The following is a 16,355-nucleotide window of genomic DNA, read 5'->3' as shown; positions in this document are numbered from 1 at the left end:
TTTTTATCGGAAAACCTATTAAAAAATAATCTCTCGTCGGATTCGTTTCATTCGCAACTTCTTTAGAGGGATGGAAATGAAGAAGACGATAAAAAAATCTATGGCAAAGAAAAAGAGAAAAGCCGCAAAGCGAAAGGCTCCAAAGCGAAAGGCCAAGAAAGCCGCCAAGCGCCGACGAAGATAAGGATCTTCTTCCTACTTACAAAAACCCCTCAAAAGAGGGGTTTTTGTTTTGTCAGCGACTTGATTTTTTAGATAAATATGGTATATTATTGAAGAACAGTTCCTTATACAAGTAAGGCAACATCAACCTAAACTAGGCTCCTTCCGAAAGGAAGACAGCGTTCAACTGGAGGAATCCACATGAAGAAAGATGACAGTATAGTGTTTACACCAAATCAGCTTGGAAAGATAATCCGAATCCTGGACGATAAAGGAGTCAATCATAAAAAACTTCAAAGCGTCTTAGAAAGCGGTCACTTTGCCGACTTTGCCGAAGCAATTGCCACTTCTGATTTCGGCAAGATCAAACGCGACGACTTTCGGCGTCTGATTCTACCACACTTTAAAGCAAACTTTAAAGTTTGGAAGAGTATTGTTATCGGAACACCGCTACGGACCGCTGACGATTTTCGTCGTGACTTAAAAAACGATGGGTATCGTATCAATGGCTGGGGAAACAATGTTCTTGATCAGAAGGATTTCACAGTTGCTAAAAAGATGCACAACATCGACCTCGTTGTAGTTTCAGTTGCCGATCTTTACTTCAAAGAGGGCGCCATCCAAAGAGACATTTATGCTCGTGCCAAAGAAATCGGTCTAGGACTCTGTCCGGCTGAAGTTGGTCCGCAACTTCGGTTGCAATACAAGGATCAGCCCCGTGGTGAATGCCTCTGGATCGGAATGGAGTATATTCGGGATTCGGACGGCTATCCGCTCGTGTTCGATGTTGCTCACAATGATGTCGGGCAGTGGCTCTGCGGCCACCTTGGCGAGCCGGGTCACTTCTGGGCCGCTGACGACCTCTTCGTGTTCGTCGCTCGCAAGTAGTTCAAGTTCTCTGTCTCAGATTGCAGTTTAAGATTTATGCCCTCGATGCGAAGCGCGTCGAGGGCATTATTTTTTTATGCTATAGTGATTTCCTATGGTTTCGCTGAAAAGTCTCTTTGGTGACTCTAGCGCTAAAGTTTTAAAAACTTATGGCCCAAAAGTTGAAGAAGTAAACGCTTTGGAAGCGGAAATTTCGGCGTTAGGAGATGAGGCCCTGAAAGGGAAAACTTCAGAGTTTAAAAAGCGTCTCGCCGAAGGCGAGACGCTTGAGCAGATCCTTCCCGAAGCCTTCGCCGTCGTTCGCGAAGCAGCCAAGCGCACAGTCAAACAGCGTCCCTTTGACGTTCAATTAATCGGAGGAATGATCATTCACGAAGGCAAGATTGCCGAAATGAAAACCGGAGAAGGTAAGACTTTAGTGGCGACTCTGCCTTCCTATCTAAACGCCCTAACAGGCAAAGGCGTTCACATTGTCACCGTCAACGATTATCTTTCACGTCGAGACGCAGTTTGGATGGGAGAGATCTATTCTTTCTTGGGACTATCGGTCGGAGTCATTAATCACGACTCTTCTTATATCTATGATCCGACTCATCGCGAGTTGGATGAGAAACGAGACGAAGTAGCCGCTTTCAAAGTGGTCTACGAGTTCCTTCGACCCTGCAGTCGTACCGAGGCTTACAATGCTGACATCACCTACGGCACCAACAATGAATTCGGTTTTGATTATCTACGCGACAATATTGAATATGACATTCGCAATCTTCGTCAGCGACCCTATAACTTTGCCATTGTGGACGAAGTGGATTCTATTCTGATTGACGAAGCCAGAACGCCCCTCATTATTTCCATGCCGACCACTGAATCGGAAGATCTCTACGGCACCTTTGCCTCCATTGCTCGCAAGATGGAAAAAGAAAAACATTTTACTGTGGATGAAAAACTTCGAGCTATTACTTTAACTGATGAAGGAATTGACTTGGCCGAGAAGTTGCTGGGAGTGGAAAATATTTACACCGAAAAAGGTATCAAGTATGTTCATCATCTTGAAACTGCTGTGCGGGCTCGCGCTCTTTTTGAAAGAGACAAGGATTATGTCATCAAGGATAACGAAGTGATTATTGTGGATGAATTTACCGGCCGTCTTCAGCACGGTCGGCGCTGGTCTGAAGGACTTCATCAGGCCGTTGAAGCCAAAGAAGGGGTGAGAGTACAGAAAGAATCGCGTACTTATGCTTCTATTACTTTTCAAAATTATTTTCGCCTCTATGAGAAACTTTCGGGAATGACCGGTACGGCCAAAACCAACGCCGAGGAATTTTTTAAAGTCTACGGACTTGAAGTAATAGAAGTACCTACTAACAAACCAGTAGTTAGAAAAGACGCTAACGATCTCATTTTCCAAACTGAAAAGGGTAAATTCATGGCTATTGCCAAAAAGATCAAGGAATTAAACGAGGCGGGTCAGCCGGTCTTAGTCGGTACGGTCTCTATTGAAAAGAATGAATTACTATCGGCCTATCTGAAGAGGGAAGGTATTCAGCATCAGATCCTTAACGCTAAACCCGAGTACGCTGAAAGGGAAGGAGAAATTATTGCCGAAGCCGGCAAGCGCAAAGCTGTGACTATTTCCACTAACATGGCCGGCCGCGGAGTGGATATTAAATTGGGAGGAGCCATTGCCGACAGTACCGAATCTGAAGAAGTAAAGAATCTTGGCGGACTATTTGTTTTGGGAACGGAGCGTCACGAAGCGCGGCGAATTGATAATCAACTTCGCGGTCGTTCGGGTCGACAAGGGGATCCGGGAACCACTCAATTTTTCGTCTCTCTCGAAGATAGCTTGATGCGTATTTTTGCAACTGACACCATCAAAAATATGATGGGGCGTTTTGGCATTCCGGAAGATCAGCCGATTGAAAACCGATTAATTACCAGAGCGCTCGAGAATGCCCAGACGAAAATTGAAGGTTTTAATTTTGATGCCAGAAAACATGTTTTGGAATATGACGATGTTCTGAATTCCCAACGAAAAGTGGTGTATGAAAGACGGCGAAAGATTCTCATGGGAAATCGTGAGGACATTGAGGAATTTTTAAATGAAGTAAAGTCGGAAGCTACACCTGAAGAGCTGGAAAAAATTGAAAAGAAAAAGACAGAGCTTGGAGAAGAGCAATTCTATCAGGCCTTGCGCCGACTTTTCATGCAGACTATTGATCTATTTTGGGTGGATCATCTGGAAGTGATGGATTATATGAGAAGCTCGGTAAATTTACGAGCTTATGGTCAGCGTGATCCCTTGGTGGAATATAAGCGCGAAGGCTTGCGATTATTTAAAGAGATGCAGCAGTCGATTAATCTTTCTATTTTAGAGGCGATTCCGAATATGGGGAGCGGTCAGTTTGCTTTTAGCGTGCAAGTTCCCACTATGGAGTTGAAGCCGCAGGCTTCACCTCTAAATGTGGCGGGGGCGAATTCGGCCGCCCCCGCCTCTTCCACTGCCTCACATCTTCCAAAAATTGGCCGCAACGACCCCTGCTTCTGCGGCTCCGGCAAGAAGTTCAAAAACTGCGGTCTAAAGAATACGGAAGAGCATCAAAAGTTAATTAATGAAGGCAAATAATAAAATTATAGGCATCACCGGACATCCAGCCTCTGGTAAAGATACAGTGGCAGATTACCTTGTGTCCAAAGGTTTTATCAAGATTTCAGGAGGAGATATCCTGCGAGAGGAAATGCATAAATTAAACCTTGCTACCCATCGAGCAAACATACATGACTTTGTTTCTAAAATGCGTTTGAAACACGGAAATGGATATTTGTCTCACGAAACCATTAAAAGGATAAAAGGCAATACTGTAATTTCTGGAATTAGGAACAGGGAGGAAGTTAAAATATTCAGAAAGGAGTTAGGGAATAAGTTCCAGTTAATTGCCGTCGACGCTCCCTTAAAGATTCGTTACAAATGGGCTCAAGAGAGAAAAAGAACAGGGGATGAAATTTCTTTTGAGCAATTTAAAAAAGAAGAAGAGCGAGAAAAAGCTAAGGATCAGGGAAGTCATGAAGTTGATTTAGTAATGGATGAAGCAGATTTAATTATCTTAAATGAGGGCACTAAAGAAGATCTTTTCAAAAAGGTAGATAAGAGTTTGTCTAAAAATAAAGAAGCGGCTGCCGGATCGTAGGCCGCCGCTTTTCTATTTACCCAATCAACTTAATAGCCAAATAAAGCACCGTCATTCCAACTACCGTCATCAAAGTGGTCCAATATGTTGGATGACCATGATGACTTTCGGGCAGAAGATCGGTGGCACCGATGTAGAGAAAAAATCCGCAGAAAGTAGCCAGAACTATCCCCAAAGCGCTCTCCGGTAGACTAAATAATAGAGTGGAAGTTACTCCAAGCACTGGAGCCAGAGCATCCACCACAAGCCATCGGAAGGCATCCTTACGGCTACCGCCATTTTTGGAGATGAGATTGACGGTATTGATGCCATCAGAAAAATCATGAACTAAAACGGCGATGGCCACAACTGCGCCCACTGCAGCTGAAATTTGAAAGGCTAAGCCAATAGCCACTCCATCCAAGAAACTGTGAATAGATAAACTGCCGGCTCCGAGAACGCCTCTTCGCGGTGAGGCGAGATCTCCCGAATGATTATGCTCATCGTGATGAGAATGAAGAATAACAAATCGATCCAAGATGGTGTAAACGATGAATCCCAAAGCCACGATGCCGGTAATGGTACTAACATTATAAGAGTTACCGAGATTTATCGCTTCGGGCAAAAGATCAAAAAACGCCACGGCGATGACGGCGCCGGCGCTAAAACCGAGAATGAGATGAAGTTTGTCTCGAAATTTCAGAGCAAACAGACCGCCGAGCAAGGTAGCAATAAAGGCAGCGATGGCAATCAGAAAAATAATCATCTTAATATTTTAGCTTTTTGATTACTAAATGTCTAAAGAGTTACGATTTTTGTTTTCATTTTTAAATGCTAAGATAATTTCATGGCAGTTTTGGAAGTAAAAAATTTAACTAAAAAATTCGGCGACTTTACCGCTGTCGACAATCTTTCATTTAACGTGGAAGAGGGGACAATCACCGGACTTCTGGGACCCAATGGTGCGGGAAAGACTACGACTATTCAGATGTTGCTGGATTTAATTATTCCGACTTCCGGTACCATTTCACTTTTCGGCAAAGATATGAAGCATCATCGGGAAGAAATCTTGAATAAGGTTAATTTCTCTTCGCCTTACGTGGCACTGCCGGCCAATCTGAAAGTCTGGGAAAATCTTTATACTTTTTCTCGACTATACGGCATTAAGGATTACAAACAAAAGATAGATGAGATTACCGACTATTTCAACATCAAGGAGTTTCTGCCAAAACTAACCTCTTCTCTTTCGACAGGACAGCTGACCAGACTTAATCTAGCCAAAGCTCTTTTAAACGATCCCGCCCTCCTTCTTCTTGATGAGCCAACCGCTTCTCTCGATCCTGACGTGGCCGATCGCACGCGCCAGCTCCTAAAGAAAATTCAGAAGGAGAAAAGGGTTACCATCCTCTATACTACCCACAATATGCAGGAAGTGGAGGAAATCTGTGACCGGGCTATTTTCATCCATCATGGTAAATTAAAAGATGATGGAGCACCGGCTGATCTAATTAAAAAATACGGTCGGGATGATTTGAATGATGTTTTCTTAGCAATTGCCAGAGGGGAGACGGATAAAGTTCCAGAGGCTGCTCAAATTTAAAGTTTAAATAATTTTTATCTAAATCTATGAAATTCTATCGTCTATACGCTTTATTAATGAGACATCTCTATCTCTACAAACGCAGTCTGCCGAGATTGATGGATCTCTTCTTCTGGCCGATTTTGGAAATTCTGGTTTGGGGTTTTTTGAGCGTTTACTTGGAGAAAAGCGGGCTTGGCGGGGTTAATATTGTCAGTCTTTTGCTCGGGGCTATCATTTTTTGGGATCTTCTTAGTCAATCTCAAAAAGCGGTTTCTTTTGCCATGATGGAGGAAGTTTGGGAGAAAAATTTTCTGAATATTTTTGTCACTCCAATGCGTATCAGTGAATTCTTGGCTTCCACTTTTCTTCTCGGCTTAATTCGAATCATTATTTGCGCCGTCGTTCTTGGTATTGGCTCTCTGCTTTTATATAAATTCAACATTTTGCAATTTGGTCTGTACACCATTCCTTTTATGATAAATCTGCTGCTCTTCGGCTGGACCTTGGGAATCATGACTACTAGTGTGACATTTCGTTTTGGCAGTGGAGCGAATATCATTGCTTTTACTCTGATTTTTATTCTTCAGCCGTTTAGTGCCGTCTTTTATCCGATTTCAGCTCTACCGCATTTTCTCCAATACTTTGCTTACATTCTTCCATCAGCCTATGTCTTTGAGGGGATGAGAGATTTAATTCACACCGGGGTCTTTAATGTAAATTATTTTCTGCTTAGCACCGCTCTCAATATTTTTTATGTGGGCTTAATTTCCTTCCTTTTCTATCGAGCTTTTTACTGGGTAAAGATTAACGGCAAGATTATGAAGTTAGAGTGGTGATTTGAAGGAAGGGTAAGGACGGCTCTTTTCAGTCGTCTAAAAGAGAGTTAGGATTATCATTATTAACTTAATTTAAAAATATGCTTGAAACAATCGCTGTTATCTTGCTTATCTTGTGGCTAGTGGGGCTTGTAACCTCATATACCTTAGGAGGTTTTATTCACATCCTCTTGGTAATCGCCATTATTGTTATTCTAGTTAGATTGATTCGAGGCCGAAATCCGGTAGCTTAGTGTTGGTTTGAAAAGGCGGCCGGCTTCGCCGGCCGCCTTTTCCTTTTAAATAAAAACCCGCTCTGGTGTGAGCAGGGAAGTACTCGCCATCGTTATTTGTGAAGAATCATAATCACCCGATACTCTTTGTGATCTTTCGATCGAAATCGGACAGTTTGGAGTGGTGGGCCAATCTTATTTAAGAAAATAGAGTGCCACTCTCCGCTTTCGTTATCCATTTCCTCAATTAAGCTGGGATCTCCTAGACCAGGAAAGATTTGAGTGATTTCCATCCGATAACTTCTCACCGGGTAGGCATCACTTTCTTTGTCAGCCGGGACCAAGAAAAATCCGACCGGGTTAGTAAGTGGAGCAATGTCTTGTCCGAAGGATGTTAAAGCAAAGACACAAACGCCAACCATAGCTAAGCAGTATCTCATTTTCATCTGTTTCTAGGCTAGCACAACTTCCCGCTTTTTTAAAACATCTATAGTAAAATACATTAATGCGAAACTCTCGGCATATTGGTCATCATCATCGACATCTAATTATCAGCTATCCGCTTTCGCTCTCCCAACGACTCTATACTCTGCTGTGGGGACCGTTACTTTTTATTTTCATTCTCTTTATCGCTCTTCGCCTTTTCTCCAATACACCGCTTTTTAGTCACATTATTCCGACTTTATCAGGGCCCGATTCACTTTTCTTTTTATTCCGCGCTCTGCTTCTAACTCTCGGGCGTTTATTCATCGCTTATGTTTTGGCTCTAATTTGTGCCATCCCGCTGGCTCTTCTTTGCACTTCTAACCGTCGAGCTGAATCAATCTTTCTGCCTATTTTTGACATTTTGGAATCAGTGCCGGCTCTGGCCTTTTTCCCCATCCTGATCATATTTTTTGTCCGTTTTAATTTTCTCAATGGCGCCGCCATTTTTATTCTTTTTCTTTCCATGCTCTGGAATCTAGTCTTTACTTTAGTGGGAGGCCTGAAGATTATCCCGCAGGATATTAAAGGAGTGGCTAAAGTCTTTGGCTTGCGTGGCTGGCCATACTTAATAAAAGTGATCTTGCCTGCCATTTTCCCGCAGTTTGTGACCGGCTCAATTTTGGCGGTGGCCCAAGGCTGGAATCTTATAATCGTAGCCGAAGTTTTGCATGTTTATATTCCGGCCGGCAGCAATACAGGCGATTTGTTTGGCCTTGGCTCTCTCTTGGTACAATCTGCTGCTAGTGGCCAAAATGATTTATTTGTTATGGCTTTGCTTTTCATGATCTTAGCCATCGCCTTTTTGAACTTTTTTGTCTGGCAAAAATTATTGCGCTATGCCGAGCGCTTTCGCTTTGAATAACTTTCATGGAGACCATTATTGAATTTAAAAACGTCGGCAAGATCTACACTCATCCGCACGAGGTGGCTCTGGAGAAAGTCAGCCTGATCGTAGAGCAAAGTCAGTTCCTTTGTTTAATTGGGCCATCCGGTTCAGGAAAAACCACTATTTTAAAAATTATCGCCGGTCTTGAGGAAGAGAGTTCTGGTGAAGTAAAGAAACCCGATAGCATCTCCATGGATTTTCAGGGCGGGGCCCTTTTCCCGTGGCTTTCCGTTTACGAAAATGCCGCCTTTGGACTAAAGGCTAAAGCTAAAATTTCCGAATCAAAAATTCGAACGGAAGTTTTAAAATATTTGGAGATGGTTAAGATGATTGATTATTTAACTAAGTATCCAGCCGAACTTTCCGGCGGTCAGCGTCAACGCGTGGGAATTGCCCGAGCTTTAGCAGTCGATCCGCAGGTCTTACTTCTAGATGAGCCGTTTTCCGCTTTGGATGCCAAGACGACGGCCGAACTCCACGATGACTTAATTGAAATCTGGAAGAAAACCCAGAAGACTATTGTACTAGTCTCACATCTTATCGAAGAAGCTGTCTCCTTGGCCCAAAAGATTATTTTAATTAAAAACAAAACAGTGACCGCTACTTTTAATGTTGAAATGCCGTATCCTCGCCGTGAGCAGGGAATTACTTATCATCAGGACGTCATGAAAATCCGCCGAGAATTCTTTAAATGATATAATCAACATATGGAGGCAGAACTACAAAAACTTCAAGCTAAAATTGACGAACAGCAGCAAAAAATTGATGCGATGTATCAGTCGGTAGAGAAACTGCGCAAATATTTTATGTGGACCATGATTATCACCATTGCTCTCTTTGTCTTGCCGCTCCTCGGGTTGGTTTTTGCCATTCCAGCCTTCATGCATAATTACGTGGATCAGATCAATTCAATCAGTAGTTTTTAAATGAGAAAACACGGCAAACTTTATCGATTTTTTGATCATTTGGAAGATCACATTCGAAGCGCTCTTAGCCATCACCCTTTTGTCTATACTTTCGTCGGCGGTGTCGGCATCGTTCTTTTCTGGCGGGGGGTCTGGATTATTGCCGATGAGATTCCAATTATTCAGAACGGCTGGGTCTCGCTTCTTGTCAGCATCATTATTCTTCTCGGCTCCGGATTATTTGTCTCTTTCTTTGTGGGAGACAATATTTTGATTAGCGGTCTTAGACGGCAGCATAAATTAATTGAGAAAACCGAGGAAGAAATTGAGATTGATCTTCAGGCTGAAGTAGAGGCAGAAGAACATATAAAAAAGATTGAGAAAAGCCTGGAAGAATTAAAGAATATCGTAAGCAAAGGTACTAAATCTGGGCCTTCTCTATGAAAAAGGAAGTTTATTGGTACACCAAAAAAGAACCGACGATTAAGAGATTGGATCAGAATGCCTCCGCCGACGTCTGCATTGTCGGCGGAGGGATGTCTGGGCTTTCGGCCGCGGATAGATTAAACGCGGCCGGTTTAAAGGTCATGGTCCTAGAGTGTCGTTTTTGTGGGGGAGGGGCGAGCGGCAAAAGCTCCGGTTTTTTGACTCCGGATTCCGAACTTCAGCTGGCCGATCTTCTGGAGAAATACGGCCCCGAAGGAGCCAAGAAAATGAGAGAGTTCGTCAATGTCGGCCTTGATCTTATTCGGGATAATATAAAGAAGCACAATATTGATTGCGATTACCGAGTTCAAGATTCTTTGTTTGTAGCAAATTCCAAAAAATCTTTTAAAAAAGTAAAAGATGAACACGAGGCTCGAACAAAACTCGGTTATCAGAGTGATTTATATCATCCGGAAAAACTTCCGGAAGTTCTAGCTACGGATCAATATTTTGGCGGAGTTCGTTACGGCGGTAGTTTTGGTTTAAATTCCTATTTATATTGTCAGGCTATGAAAGAAGTACTCGAGAAAAGAGGAGTGGAAATTTTTGAAGAGACTGTCGTTACGGAGGTTAAAGACGGTAAAGTTGTCTGCGATTATTCGGGCAACTTCACCGTCAAGGCCAAACACATCATCGTAGCTACCGATAAATTTTTGCCGGATTTAAACTTGCGCAAAAATGAGGTCTATCACGCTCAAACTTTTTTGGCACTTTCTCAGCCACTTTCTGAAAAGCAGATTAAAAAAATTTTTCCGTCTGACGAAGTAATGGTCTGGGACACTGATCTCATTTATCAATACTATCGTTTAGTGGAAGATAACCGACTACTTTTCGGAGCGGCCAACCTCCTTTACACCTATCAGTCCAATCAGAAGGAGAATTTCGAAGGAGTTATCCGAAAGATGCATAAATATCTAAAAATTAAATTTGGTGTGGCTGATATTACTTTTGAATACAGCTGGCCCGGCTTAATTGGAGTAACTAAAGATTTTGTCCCGATTGCCGGTCAAGATCCAAAAATGAAAAGTGTCTACTATGTTAGCGGTGCTACAGGTCTTCCCTGGGCTGTCGCTCTGGGAGATTATATTGCCGAGAAAATTTTAAATAACAGAGACGACTATGATAAATTTTTTACGGCTAATCGCTCTTATCCTATCAGCAATAAAATTCAATCGTTCATCTCCAAGCCACTGGCCTTCGCTTTGAGTCATGGCATTGTCAAATATTTCAAATAACTACCGCACTTTGAGGGGAGGTGCCAACATGTTAAAGTCTTTATATGAAAATAATCATTCGTTTACTCATCACCGTTCTAGCCTTGTTTGTAGCCGCTTATGTGGTGCCCGGCATCAGTATTAGCAGTTTCTACACCGCTCTAATCGTGGCCATTCTGCTCGGTCTTATCAATCTTATTCTTCGTCCAATTCTTCTCCTCTTAACTTTACCGATCAATCTCTTAACTCTTGGCCTTTTTACTTTCGTGATCAACGGATTGCTTTTTTGGCTAGTTGCCACTTTTGTCAAAGGTTTTGATGTCAGCGGCTTTCTGGCCGCCTTTCTTGGGGCTCTGATCGTTTCGCTTTTCAGCTATCTCGGGCACCATCTTCTAGCCGAGACTGAATCTAAATGAAGAAGGTTCGAATTATCACTCACAGCGGTAACTTTCATCCCGACGAATTATTTGCCGTCGCTACGCTGCTGCTCCATCTCGATTTAAGCAATGATAAATATGAAATTATTCGCAGTCGTGACCCGGAAATAATCAACACTGGAGATTATGTGGTAGATATTGGCGGAGTTTTAGATCCCGAATCTAACAAATTTGACCATCACCAAAAAGGTGGGGGTGGGGCGCGGCCAAATGGAGTACCGTACGCCAGTTTTGGTCTGGTCTGGAAAAAATATGGAGCGGAACTTTGCAGTAGTCAGGAGGCGGCTGATCGGGTAGACGAGAAATTAATTCAGGCCATTGATGCGGAAGACAACGGCGTTCAGATCGTGGAATCAATTAATAAAAATGTTAAACCATATCAGTTTGAGACTGCCATTTCATCCTTCATTCCGACTTGGAAAGAAAAAGATAAAAGTATTGATATGGCCTTTCTAAAAGTTCTGGTGTTAGTGGAAGAAGTGTTGGCGCGGGAGATAACCAGAGCGAAGCATTTCCTGGAAGGAAAGAGTCATGTTTTGGAAGCCTATAAGGAAGCGCCAGATAAAAGAATGATTGTCATAAAAGATGCTTACGCGTGGAAAGACATCCTAAATACTTTTCCTGAACCGTTATATGTCGTGGCCAACGATGGTCGACGACCTGAATGGGCGGTGGCCGGCATTCGGGAAGAAGGAGTTTCTTTCAAAACTCGGAAATTATTTCCAGAAAGTTGGGGCGGTAAACGCGACGCCGAACTTGAGAAAGTGACGGGAGTGAAGGGGGCCATCTTTTGCCACAATGGCCGACATTTAGTGATTGCCAAGGATTTTGAAGCGGCCACTAAACTGGCTCAAATCGCCATAGGTGATTAAATTATGCCTTTCGTTGACGAATTAAAAATTCATATTAAAGCCGGTAAAGGAGGAGACGGAGTAGTGCGCTGGCTGCATGAGAAAGGTAAAGAATTCATGGGACCCTCCGGAGGAAACGGGGGCCGCGGGGGAGACGTTTATGCCCGAGCGGTCAGCGATTTGAATATTCTATCTCACTATCGAAACAAAAAAGAATTTAAGGCTGAAAACGGAGAAAGCGGTATGAAAAAAAGCATGCATGGTAAAGATGGTGCCGACCTTATTATCAATGTTCCGATTGGATCAGTCTTAACTAACCTTCAAACGGAGAAGAAGATTTCCTTGGATGAGAAAGAAGCGACCGCCCTACTTCTTAAGGGCGGTCGCGGCGGATTAGGCAACGAACATTTCAAAGCTTCCACTAATATTCGCCCAAAAGAATTTACGTTGGGCAAAGATGGGGAAGAAGCGGATTTCTTTATCGAGGTAGAGTTGGTGGCTGCTGCCGGTTTGATTGGATTACCGAATGCTGGCAAATCAAGTCTCTTAAATGCTTTGACCGGAGCGGAAGCGCGGGTGGGGCAATATCAATTTACGACACTTGAACCGAATCTTGGGGCATTTTATGAATTTATCTTGGCTGACATCCCTGGCTTAATTTCAGGAGCCTCGGAAGGAAAAGGTTTAGGTCAGAAATTTTTGCGTCACGTTAAACGCACTAAAATTTTATTTCACTGCATTTCGCTCGAGGGAGATATCTTAGAGAGTTACAGCATCATTCGAAAAGAGCTTGAGAAGTTTGATCCGGAAATGGCTAAAAAACCGGAAGTTATCATTCTGACTAAAAGCGATGTAGTCACTCCGGAGATTATTGAGCAGGCCAAAAAAATGCTCTCTGCCAAAAATTCCCGTATTTTTACAGTCTCGGGTTACGACGAGCAATCGATTGAAAACTTGAAGAAAGAAATTCTTAAGATTTTGAGAAAATAGCTGCCGTGTTATATTTTAGAAATGGCTGCTACTGAAAATAAATACCATACGACCATTGGTCTGGAAATTCATGCTGAATTGAAGACAAAGACTAAGATGTTCTGTGATTCCAAGAATGATCCGGATGAAAAAAAACCAAATGTAAACATTTGTCCGGTTTGCATGGGGCACCCAGGCACTCTACCGGTGATTAACAAGGAAGCGGTCAAAAGCGTTCTAAAAATCGGACTTGCCGTTGGGGGGGATTTAGCCGATTTCACTGAATTCGACCGCAAAAATTATTTTTACCCCGATATTCCAAAGGGTTATCAGATTTCTCAATATAAATATCCTCTGGTAAAAGGGGGCTCAATTAATGGAGTAACTTTGACTCGCGTACATTTGGAAGAGGATACCGCCACGTCTAAACATGATCAGGGAGATTTTTCGTTAGTTGATTTTAATCGGGCTGGCGTGCCGCTTATGGAATTGGTGACAGAACCGGTAATTAAAAGCGCGGAGGAAGCAAGCGCTTTTGCCAAAGAATTACAATTATTACTGCAAACTCTAGCTGTGGCTGAAGCTAATATGGAAAAAGGGGAGATGCGCGTGGAAGCCAATATTTCTATCAGTGGTGATCCAAAAAAATTTGGCACCAAAGTGGAAGTAAAAAATTTAAATTCTTTCCGGTCAGCCGAAAGGGCCATAGCTTATGAGATTGAAAGAATGGGCGACTTGCTTGATCGGGGAGAGAAGATAGTTCAGGAGACTCGCGGTTGGGACGAAAATAAACAAAAAACTTTTTCGCAACGGGAAAAGGAGGAATCACACGATTACCGATATTTTCCCGATCCGGATTTACCAAAACTTTATATTAGCGAAATTCCGGAGTTTCAATCCGAAGTTTTGAGAAAAGAGATACCGGAGTTGCCGGCCGAAAAACGCGAGAGGTATAAAAAGGAATTTGGTTTAAAAAATGAAGATGTGGAGATGTATGTGAGAGAAAAAGGAGTGGCCGAATTTTTTGAAGAGACGGTCAAAAAATTCGGCCATGATCAGAAAAAAATTGTTCTGGCTTCAAATTACATTACTTCGGATTTAGTCGGGTTATCAAAAAAGGAAGAGAGTGCCGAGATTTTTGGAAAGGTCAGTCCCGAAAATCTCGGCGACCTGATCGAAATGATTTCCGCTCGCGAAATCAGCTCGCGAGCGGCCAAAGATATATTGACCGTTATTTACAAAGATGGGGGCCAACCAGGCCAGATTGCCGAAAAAGGGGGGCTACTTCAGACTCACAACGAGGCCGATCTAAAACAAATGCTCGAGAAAATTGTGGCCGCTCATCCTCAAGTAGTGGCCGATTTCAAGGGGGGCAAGCAATCCGCATTGCAATTCTTTGTTGGTCAGGCCATGAAAGAAACAAAAGGCTCCGCCGACCCTGAGAAAATCCGAGAGATTCTGGAACAACTCCTAAAGGCTTAAAGAAAGATTTGGGCACCCCTTTCGTCGTAATTTATGAGAGGGATTCTCTGGGATAAGACTTATCCCCATTAATCATATTATTGCTTGTGCCTCTAGAGGGGGCGGGGTATAATATTGATATCTAAATACAATTAAATGCTAAAACATCTTAGTATTATTCTTTCTACGACCTTAGTCATTGCGGTGCTGGCCTTCTTCTCTTACGGAGCACTTGAGCCGCAGTTCGCTAAAGCGGTTACCGCTCAAGTAATCGTTACTTTAAACGTAACTCAAGGTATCAGTCTCTCAAATTCCGGAGATACGACGATGAGTACGGCCTTAGGTATTACTCAGAATTCGGCCATTGCCACAAGTACTTGGACGGTTATCACCAACGATTCCGCCGGCTACACGCTGGCCATGACTTCTACTGGAACTCCCGCCATGCAGATGTCTCCAACTCCTACCTTTAGTATCGCCGATTACCAGAAGGCAGCTCCAAGCATTTGGGTAGCCACTTCCGGCAGCGCTTACTTTGGTTATACTGCTTTCGGCACTGACACTTCTACGGGTTCTTGGGGAACTGGAGCAGCCTGTGGAGCGAGCGCCAATGGAACATCTACTACTCTGAAATATCAAGGGCTAGCCACTTCTTCCGCCGCTTATATCAGCCAAGTAAATGCTGCTAGCCGAACTTCCACTACTACTCCGACCGGCGTCACAACTACAGTTTGCTTTGCCGTTGAACAAAATAATTTCTTTGTTCCAACTCCTACAGCTTCCGCCGCCTACAAGGCTACAGTTGTCGGAACGGCCTTGGCAAGCTAGTTATGGCTTTCAATCAAAAGAAAATTCTGATTTCGATTTGTGCTACACTGGCCGTTCTTTTGATTGGAGCTATTGCCATTCGCGCTTACACGGTCTTCCAGACGACTGTTGAAAATCGGAATGATTTCGTGGTAGAGCCTGCCAAGCAGGAAGTTGATCTCAATCCGGGTCAAAGCGCTACTGTTAATATCAGTGTTACCAGCCGAATTAAAGATCCGGTCACCTTCGATATAAAATCTGAAGACATAGTCGGTTCCAACAACCCCCAACAGCCGGTAGTCCTGCTCGGAGGAGATAAAAGTCCGTACTCTTTGAAAGATTACCTGCATCCGGAAGTTAATCAATTTACCCTTCACTTTGGCGAACGTATTCAAATTCCGGTCAAAGTTGATCTACCAAAAGATGCCGCACCAGGCGGTTTCTATGGAGCGGTTATTGTTTCAAACGCGCCATCAAAATTAAATGCCGGTTCAAGTACGGCGGCGGCCCAAGCAGCCACTATTATTTCCCGAATTGGGTCCCTGCTTTTTGTTCGAGTTTTGGGGCCGGTTAATCAAAGTGGTCGGCTATCCGATTTCCGCATCAAAGAAGCGGGACCCATTTATCAGAATGGCAACTTAACCTTTCAGGTCTACTTCAATAACGATGGAAACATTCACCTCGTTCCTTATGGTTATATTACGGTCAAAAATATGTGGGGAGCCACGATTGATCAGTTGCCAATTGATGCTTACTTTGCTTTGCCTCACTCACTTCGTTATCGGGAGATTCCGTGGGGGAAGAATATTGCTCTCGGAAGATACACTGCCACGGTTACCCTTAATCGCGGGTACGCCAGCACTACTGATGACATGACTATTTCTTTCTGGGTCATTCCTTACAAGATCATGATCATCGTTATTCTCATCATACTAATCTTAGTCGCTCTTATCTACTTCTTTAGACGCAACTTTGAACTGAAGAGGAAGTAGGAAGAGGCGCCGCTTCG

At 43.2% G+C, this 16,355-nt stretch carries 19 protein-coding genes; 17 read left to right on the top strand and 2 right to left on the bottom strand.

All coding sequences use genetic code 11. The features are described 5' to 3' along the window. Nucleotides 1-363: 363 nt before the first annotated feature. The 3 genes from VFA52_02470 to VFA52_02460 all read left to right on the top strand — a co-directional run bounded on the left by VFA52_02470 (nt 364) and on the right by VFA52_02460 (nt 4,235). A complete protein-coding gene (locus VFA52_02470) occupies nt 364-1,050 on the top strand; it encodes a hypothetical protein (protein ID HZS43063.1) in 687 nt (228 codons plus the stop codon). A 94-nt stretch (nt 1,051-1,144) separates the two neighbouring features. Beyond that, a complete protein-coding gene (gene secA / locus VFA52_02465; GenBank protein HZS43062.1) occupies nt 1,145-3,673 on the top strand; it encodes a preprotein translocase subunit SecA in 2,529 nt (842 codons plus the stop codon). Then, nucleotides 3,660-4,235, top strand: a complete 576-nt coding sequence (locus tag VFA52_02460) for an AAA family ATPase (protein HZS43061.1) — start codon at nt 3,660-3,662, stop codon at nt 4,233-4,235. Before secA ends, VFA52_02460 begins: the two co-directional genes overlap by 14 nt. Before the next feature lie 16 nt (nt 4,236-4,251). On the opposite strand, the gene VFA52_02455 is transcribed toward VFA52_02460, so the two are convergent. Next, entirely contained in the window at nt 4,252-4,980 is a 729-nt protein-coding gene (locus VFA52_02455) for a ZIP family metal transporter (GenBank protein HZS43060.1), read from the bottom strand. An 81-nt stretch (nt 4,981-5,061) separates the two neighbouring features. On the opposite strand from VFA52_02455, the gene VFA52_02450 reads away from it, so the two are divergent. From VFA52_02450 to VFA52_02440, 3 genes are all read left to right on the top strand, one after another. Beyond that, nucleotides 5,062-5,814, top strand: coding sequence for an ABC transporter ATP-binding protein (locus VFA52_02450; GenBank protein ID HZS43059.1), 753 nt, complete (start codon nt 5,062-5,064; stop codon nt 5,812-5,814). 26 nt (nt 5,815-5,840) lie between these two features. Beyond that, nucleotides 5,841-6,632: an ABC transporter permease gene (locus VFA52_02445; GenBank protein HZS43058.1), complete on the top strand. Its 792-nt coding sequence runs from the start codon at nt 5,841-5,843 to the stop codon at nt 6,630-6,632. Between the two features lie 80 nt (nt 6,633-6,712). Next, nucleotides 6,713-6,865: a lmo0937 family membrane protein gene (locus VFA52_02440; protein ID HZS43057.1), complete on the top strand. Its 153-nt coding sequence runs from the start codon at nt 6,713-6,715 to the stop codon at nt 6,863-6,865. A gap of 92 nt (nt 6,866-6,957) precedes the next feature. On the opposite strand, the gene VFA52_02435 is transcribed toward VFA52_02440, so the two are convergent. Beyond that, nucleotides 6,958-7,284 (bottom strand): hypothetical protein, encoded by a 327-nt coding sequence (locus VFA52_02435; protein HZS43056.1) that lies wholly within the window; start codon nt 7,282-7,284, stop codon nt 6,958-6,960. 65 nt (nt 7,285-7,349) lie between these two features. Between VFA52_02435 and VFA52_02430 the strand changes: the two genes are divergently transcribed. The 11 genes from VFA52_02430 to VFA52_02380 all read left to right on the top strand — a co-directional run bounded on the left by VFA52_02430 (nt 7,350) and on the right by VFA52_02380 (nt 16,338). Next, on the top strand, nt 7,350-8,192 hold the full coding sequence (locus VFA52_02430; GenBank protein ID HZS43055.1) for an ABC transporter permease subunit: 843 nt from the start codon (nt 7,350-7,352) through the stop codon (nt 8,190-8,192). A 5-nt stretch (nt 8,193-8,197) separates the two neighbouring features. Continuing rightward, nucleotides 8,198-8,911, top strand: coding sequence for an ABC transporter ATP-binding protein (locus tag VFA52_02425; GenBank protein ID HZS43054.1), 714 nt, complete (start codon nt 8,198-8,200; stop codon nt 8,909-8,911). A 12-nt stretch (nt 8,912-8,923) separates the two neighbouring features. Further along, complete coding sequence (locus VFA52_02420; protein ID HZS43053.1) at nt 8,924-9,142, top strand: hypothetical protein; 219 nt, start codon at nt 8,924-8,926, stop codon at nt 9,140-9,142. After that, a complete protein-coding gene (locus tag VFA52_02415) occupies nt 9,143-9,565 on the top strand; it encodes a hypothetical protein (protein HZS43052.1) in 423 nt (140 codons plus the stop codon). Next, nucleotides 9,562-10,842 (top strand): FAD-binding oxidoreductase, encoded by a 1,281-nt coding sequence (locus VFA52_02410; GenBank protein HZS43051.1) that lies wholly within the window; start codon nt 9,562-9,564, stop codon nt 10,840-10,842. The genes VFA52_02415 and VFA52_02410 overlap by 4 nt, the downstream gene beginning before the upstream one ends. A 44-nt stretch (nt 10,843-10,886) precedes the next feature. Continuing rightward, nucleotides 10,887-11,237 carry a phage holin family protein gene (locus VFA52_02405; GenBank protein ID HZS43050.1) on the top strand — a complete coding sequence of 117 codons (351 nt, stop codon included), beginning with the start codon at nt 10,887-10,889 and terminating at the stop codon, nt 11,235-11,237. After that, nucleotides 11,234-12,130, top strand: a complete 897-nt coding sequence (locus VFA52_02400; protein HZS43049.1) for an MYG1 family protein — start codon at nt 11,234-11,236, stop codon at nt 12,128-12,130. Before VFA52_02405 ends, VFA52_02400 begins: the two co-directional genes overlap by 4 nt. 3 nt (nt 12,131-12,133) lie before the next feature. Beyond that, nucleotides 12,134-13,099 carry a GTPase ObgE gene (gene obgE / locus VFA52_02395; GenBank protein ID HZS43048.1) on the top strand — a complete coding sequence of 322 codons (966 nt, stop codon included), beginning with the start codon at nt 12,134-12,136 and terminating at the stop codon, nt 13,097-13,099. A gap of 21 nt (nt 13,100-13,120) precedes the next feature. After that, nucleotides 13,121-14,560 (top strand): Asp-tRNA(Asn)/Glu-tRNA(Gln) amidotransferase subunit GatB, encoded by a 1,440-nt coding sequence (gatB, locus tag VFA52_02390; protein ID HZS43047.1) that lies wholly within the window; start codon nt 13,121-13,123, stop codon nt 14,558-14,560. A gap of 135 nt (nt 14,561-14,695) precedes the next feature. Then, a complete protein-coding gene (locus VFA52_02385) occupies nt 14,696-15,367 on the top strand; it encodes a hypothetical protein (protein ID HZS43046.1) in 672 nt (223 codons plus the stop codon). Nucleotides 15,368-15,369: 2 nt separating this feature from the next. Then, a complete protein-coding gene (locus tag VFA52_02380; protein ID HZS43045.1) occupies nt 15,370-16,338 on the top strand; it encodes a hypothetical protein in 969 nt (322 codons plus the stop codon). The last annotated feature ends 17 nt before the right edge of the window (nt 16,339-16,355 follow it).

This window comes from Candidatus Paceibacterota bacterium, from assembly GCA_035652395.1.
In the GTDB taxonomy this organism is placed as follows: domain Bacteria; phylum Patescibacteriota; class Minisyncoccia; order Phycocordibacterales; family CAJBRS01; genus JADGRH01.
The sequence above is the reverse complement of the archived record's forward strand: the minus strand, read 5'-3'. Positions and strand labels throughout refer to the sequence as shown.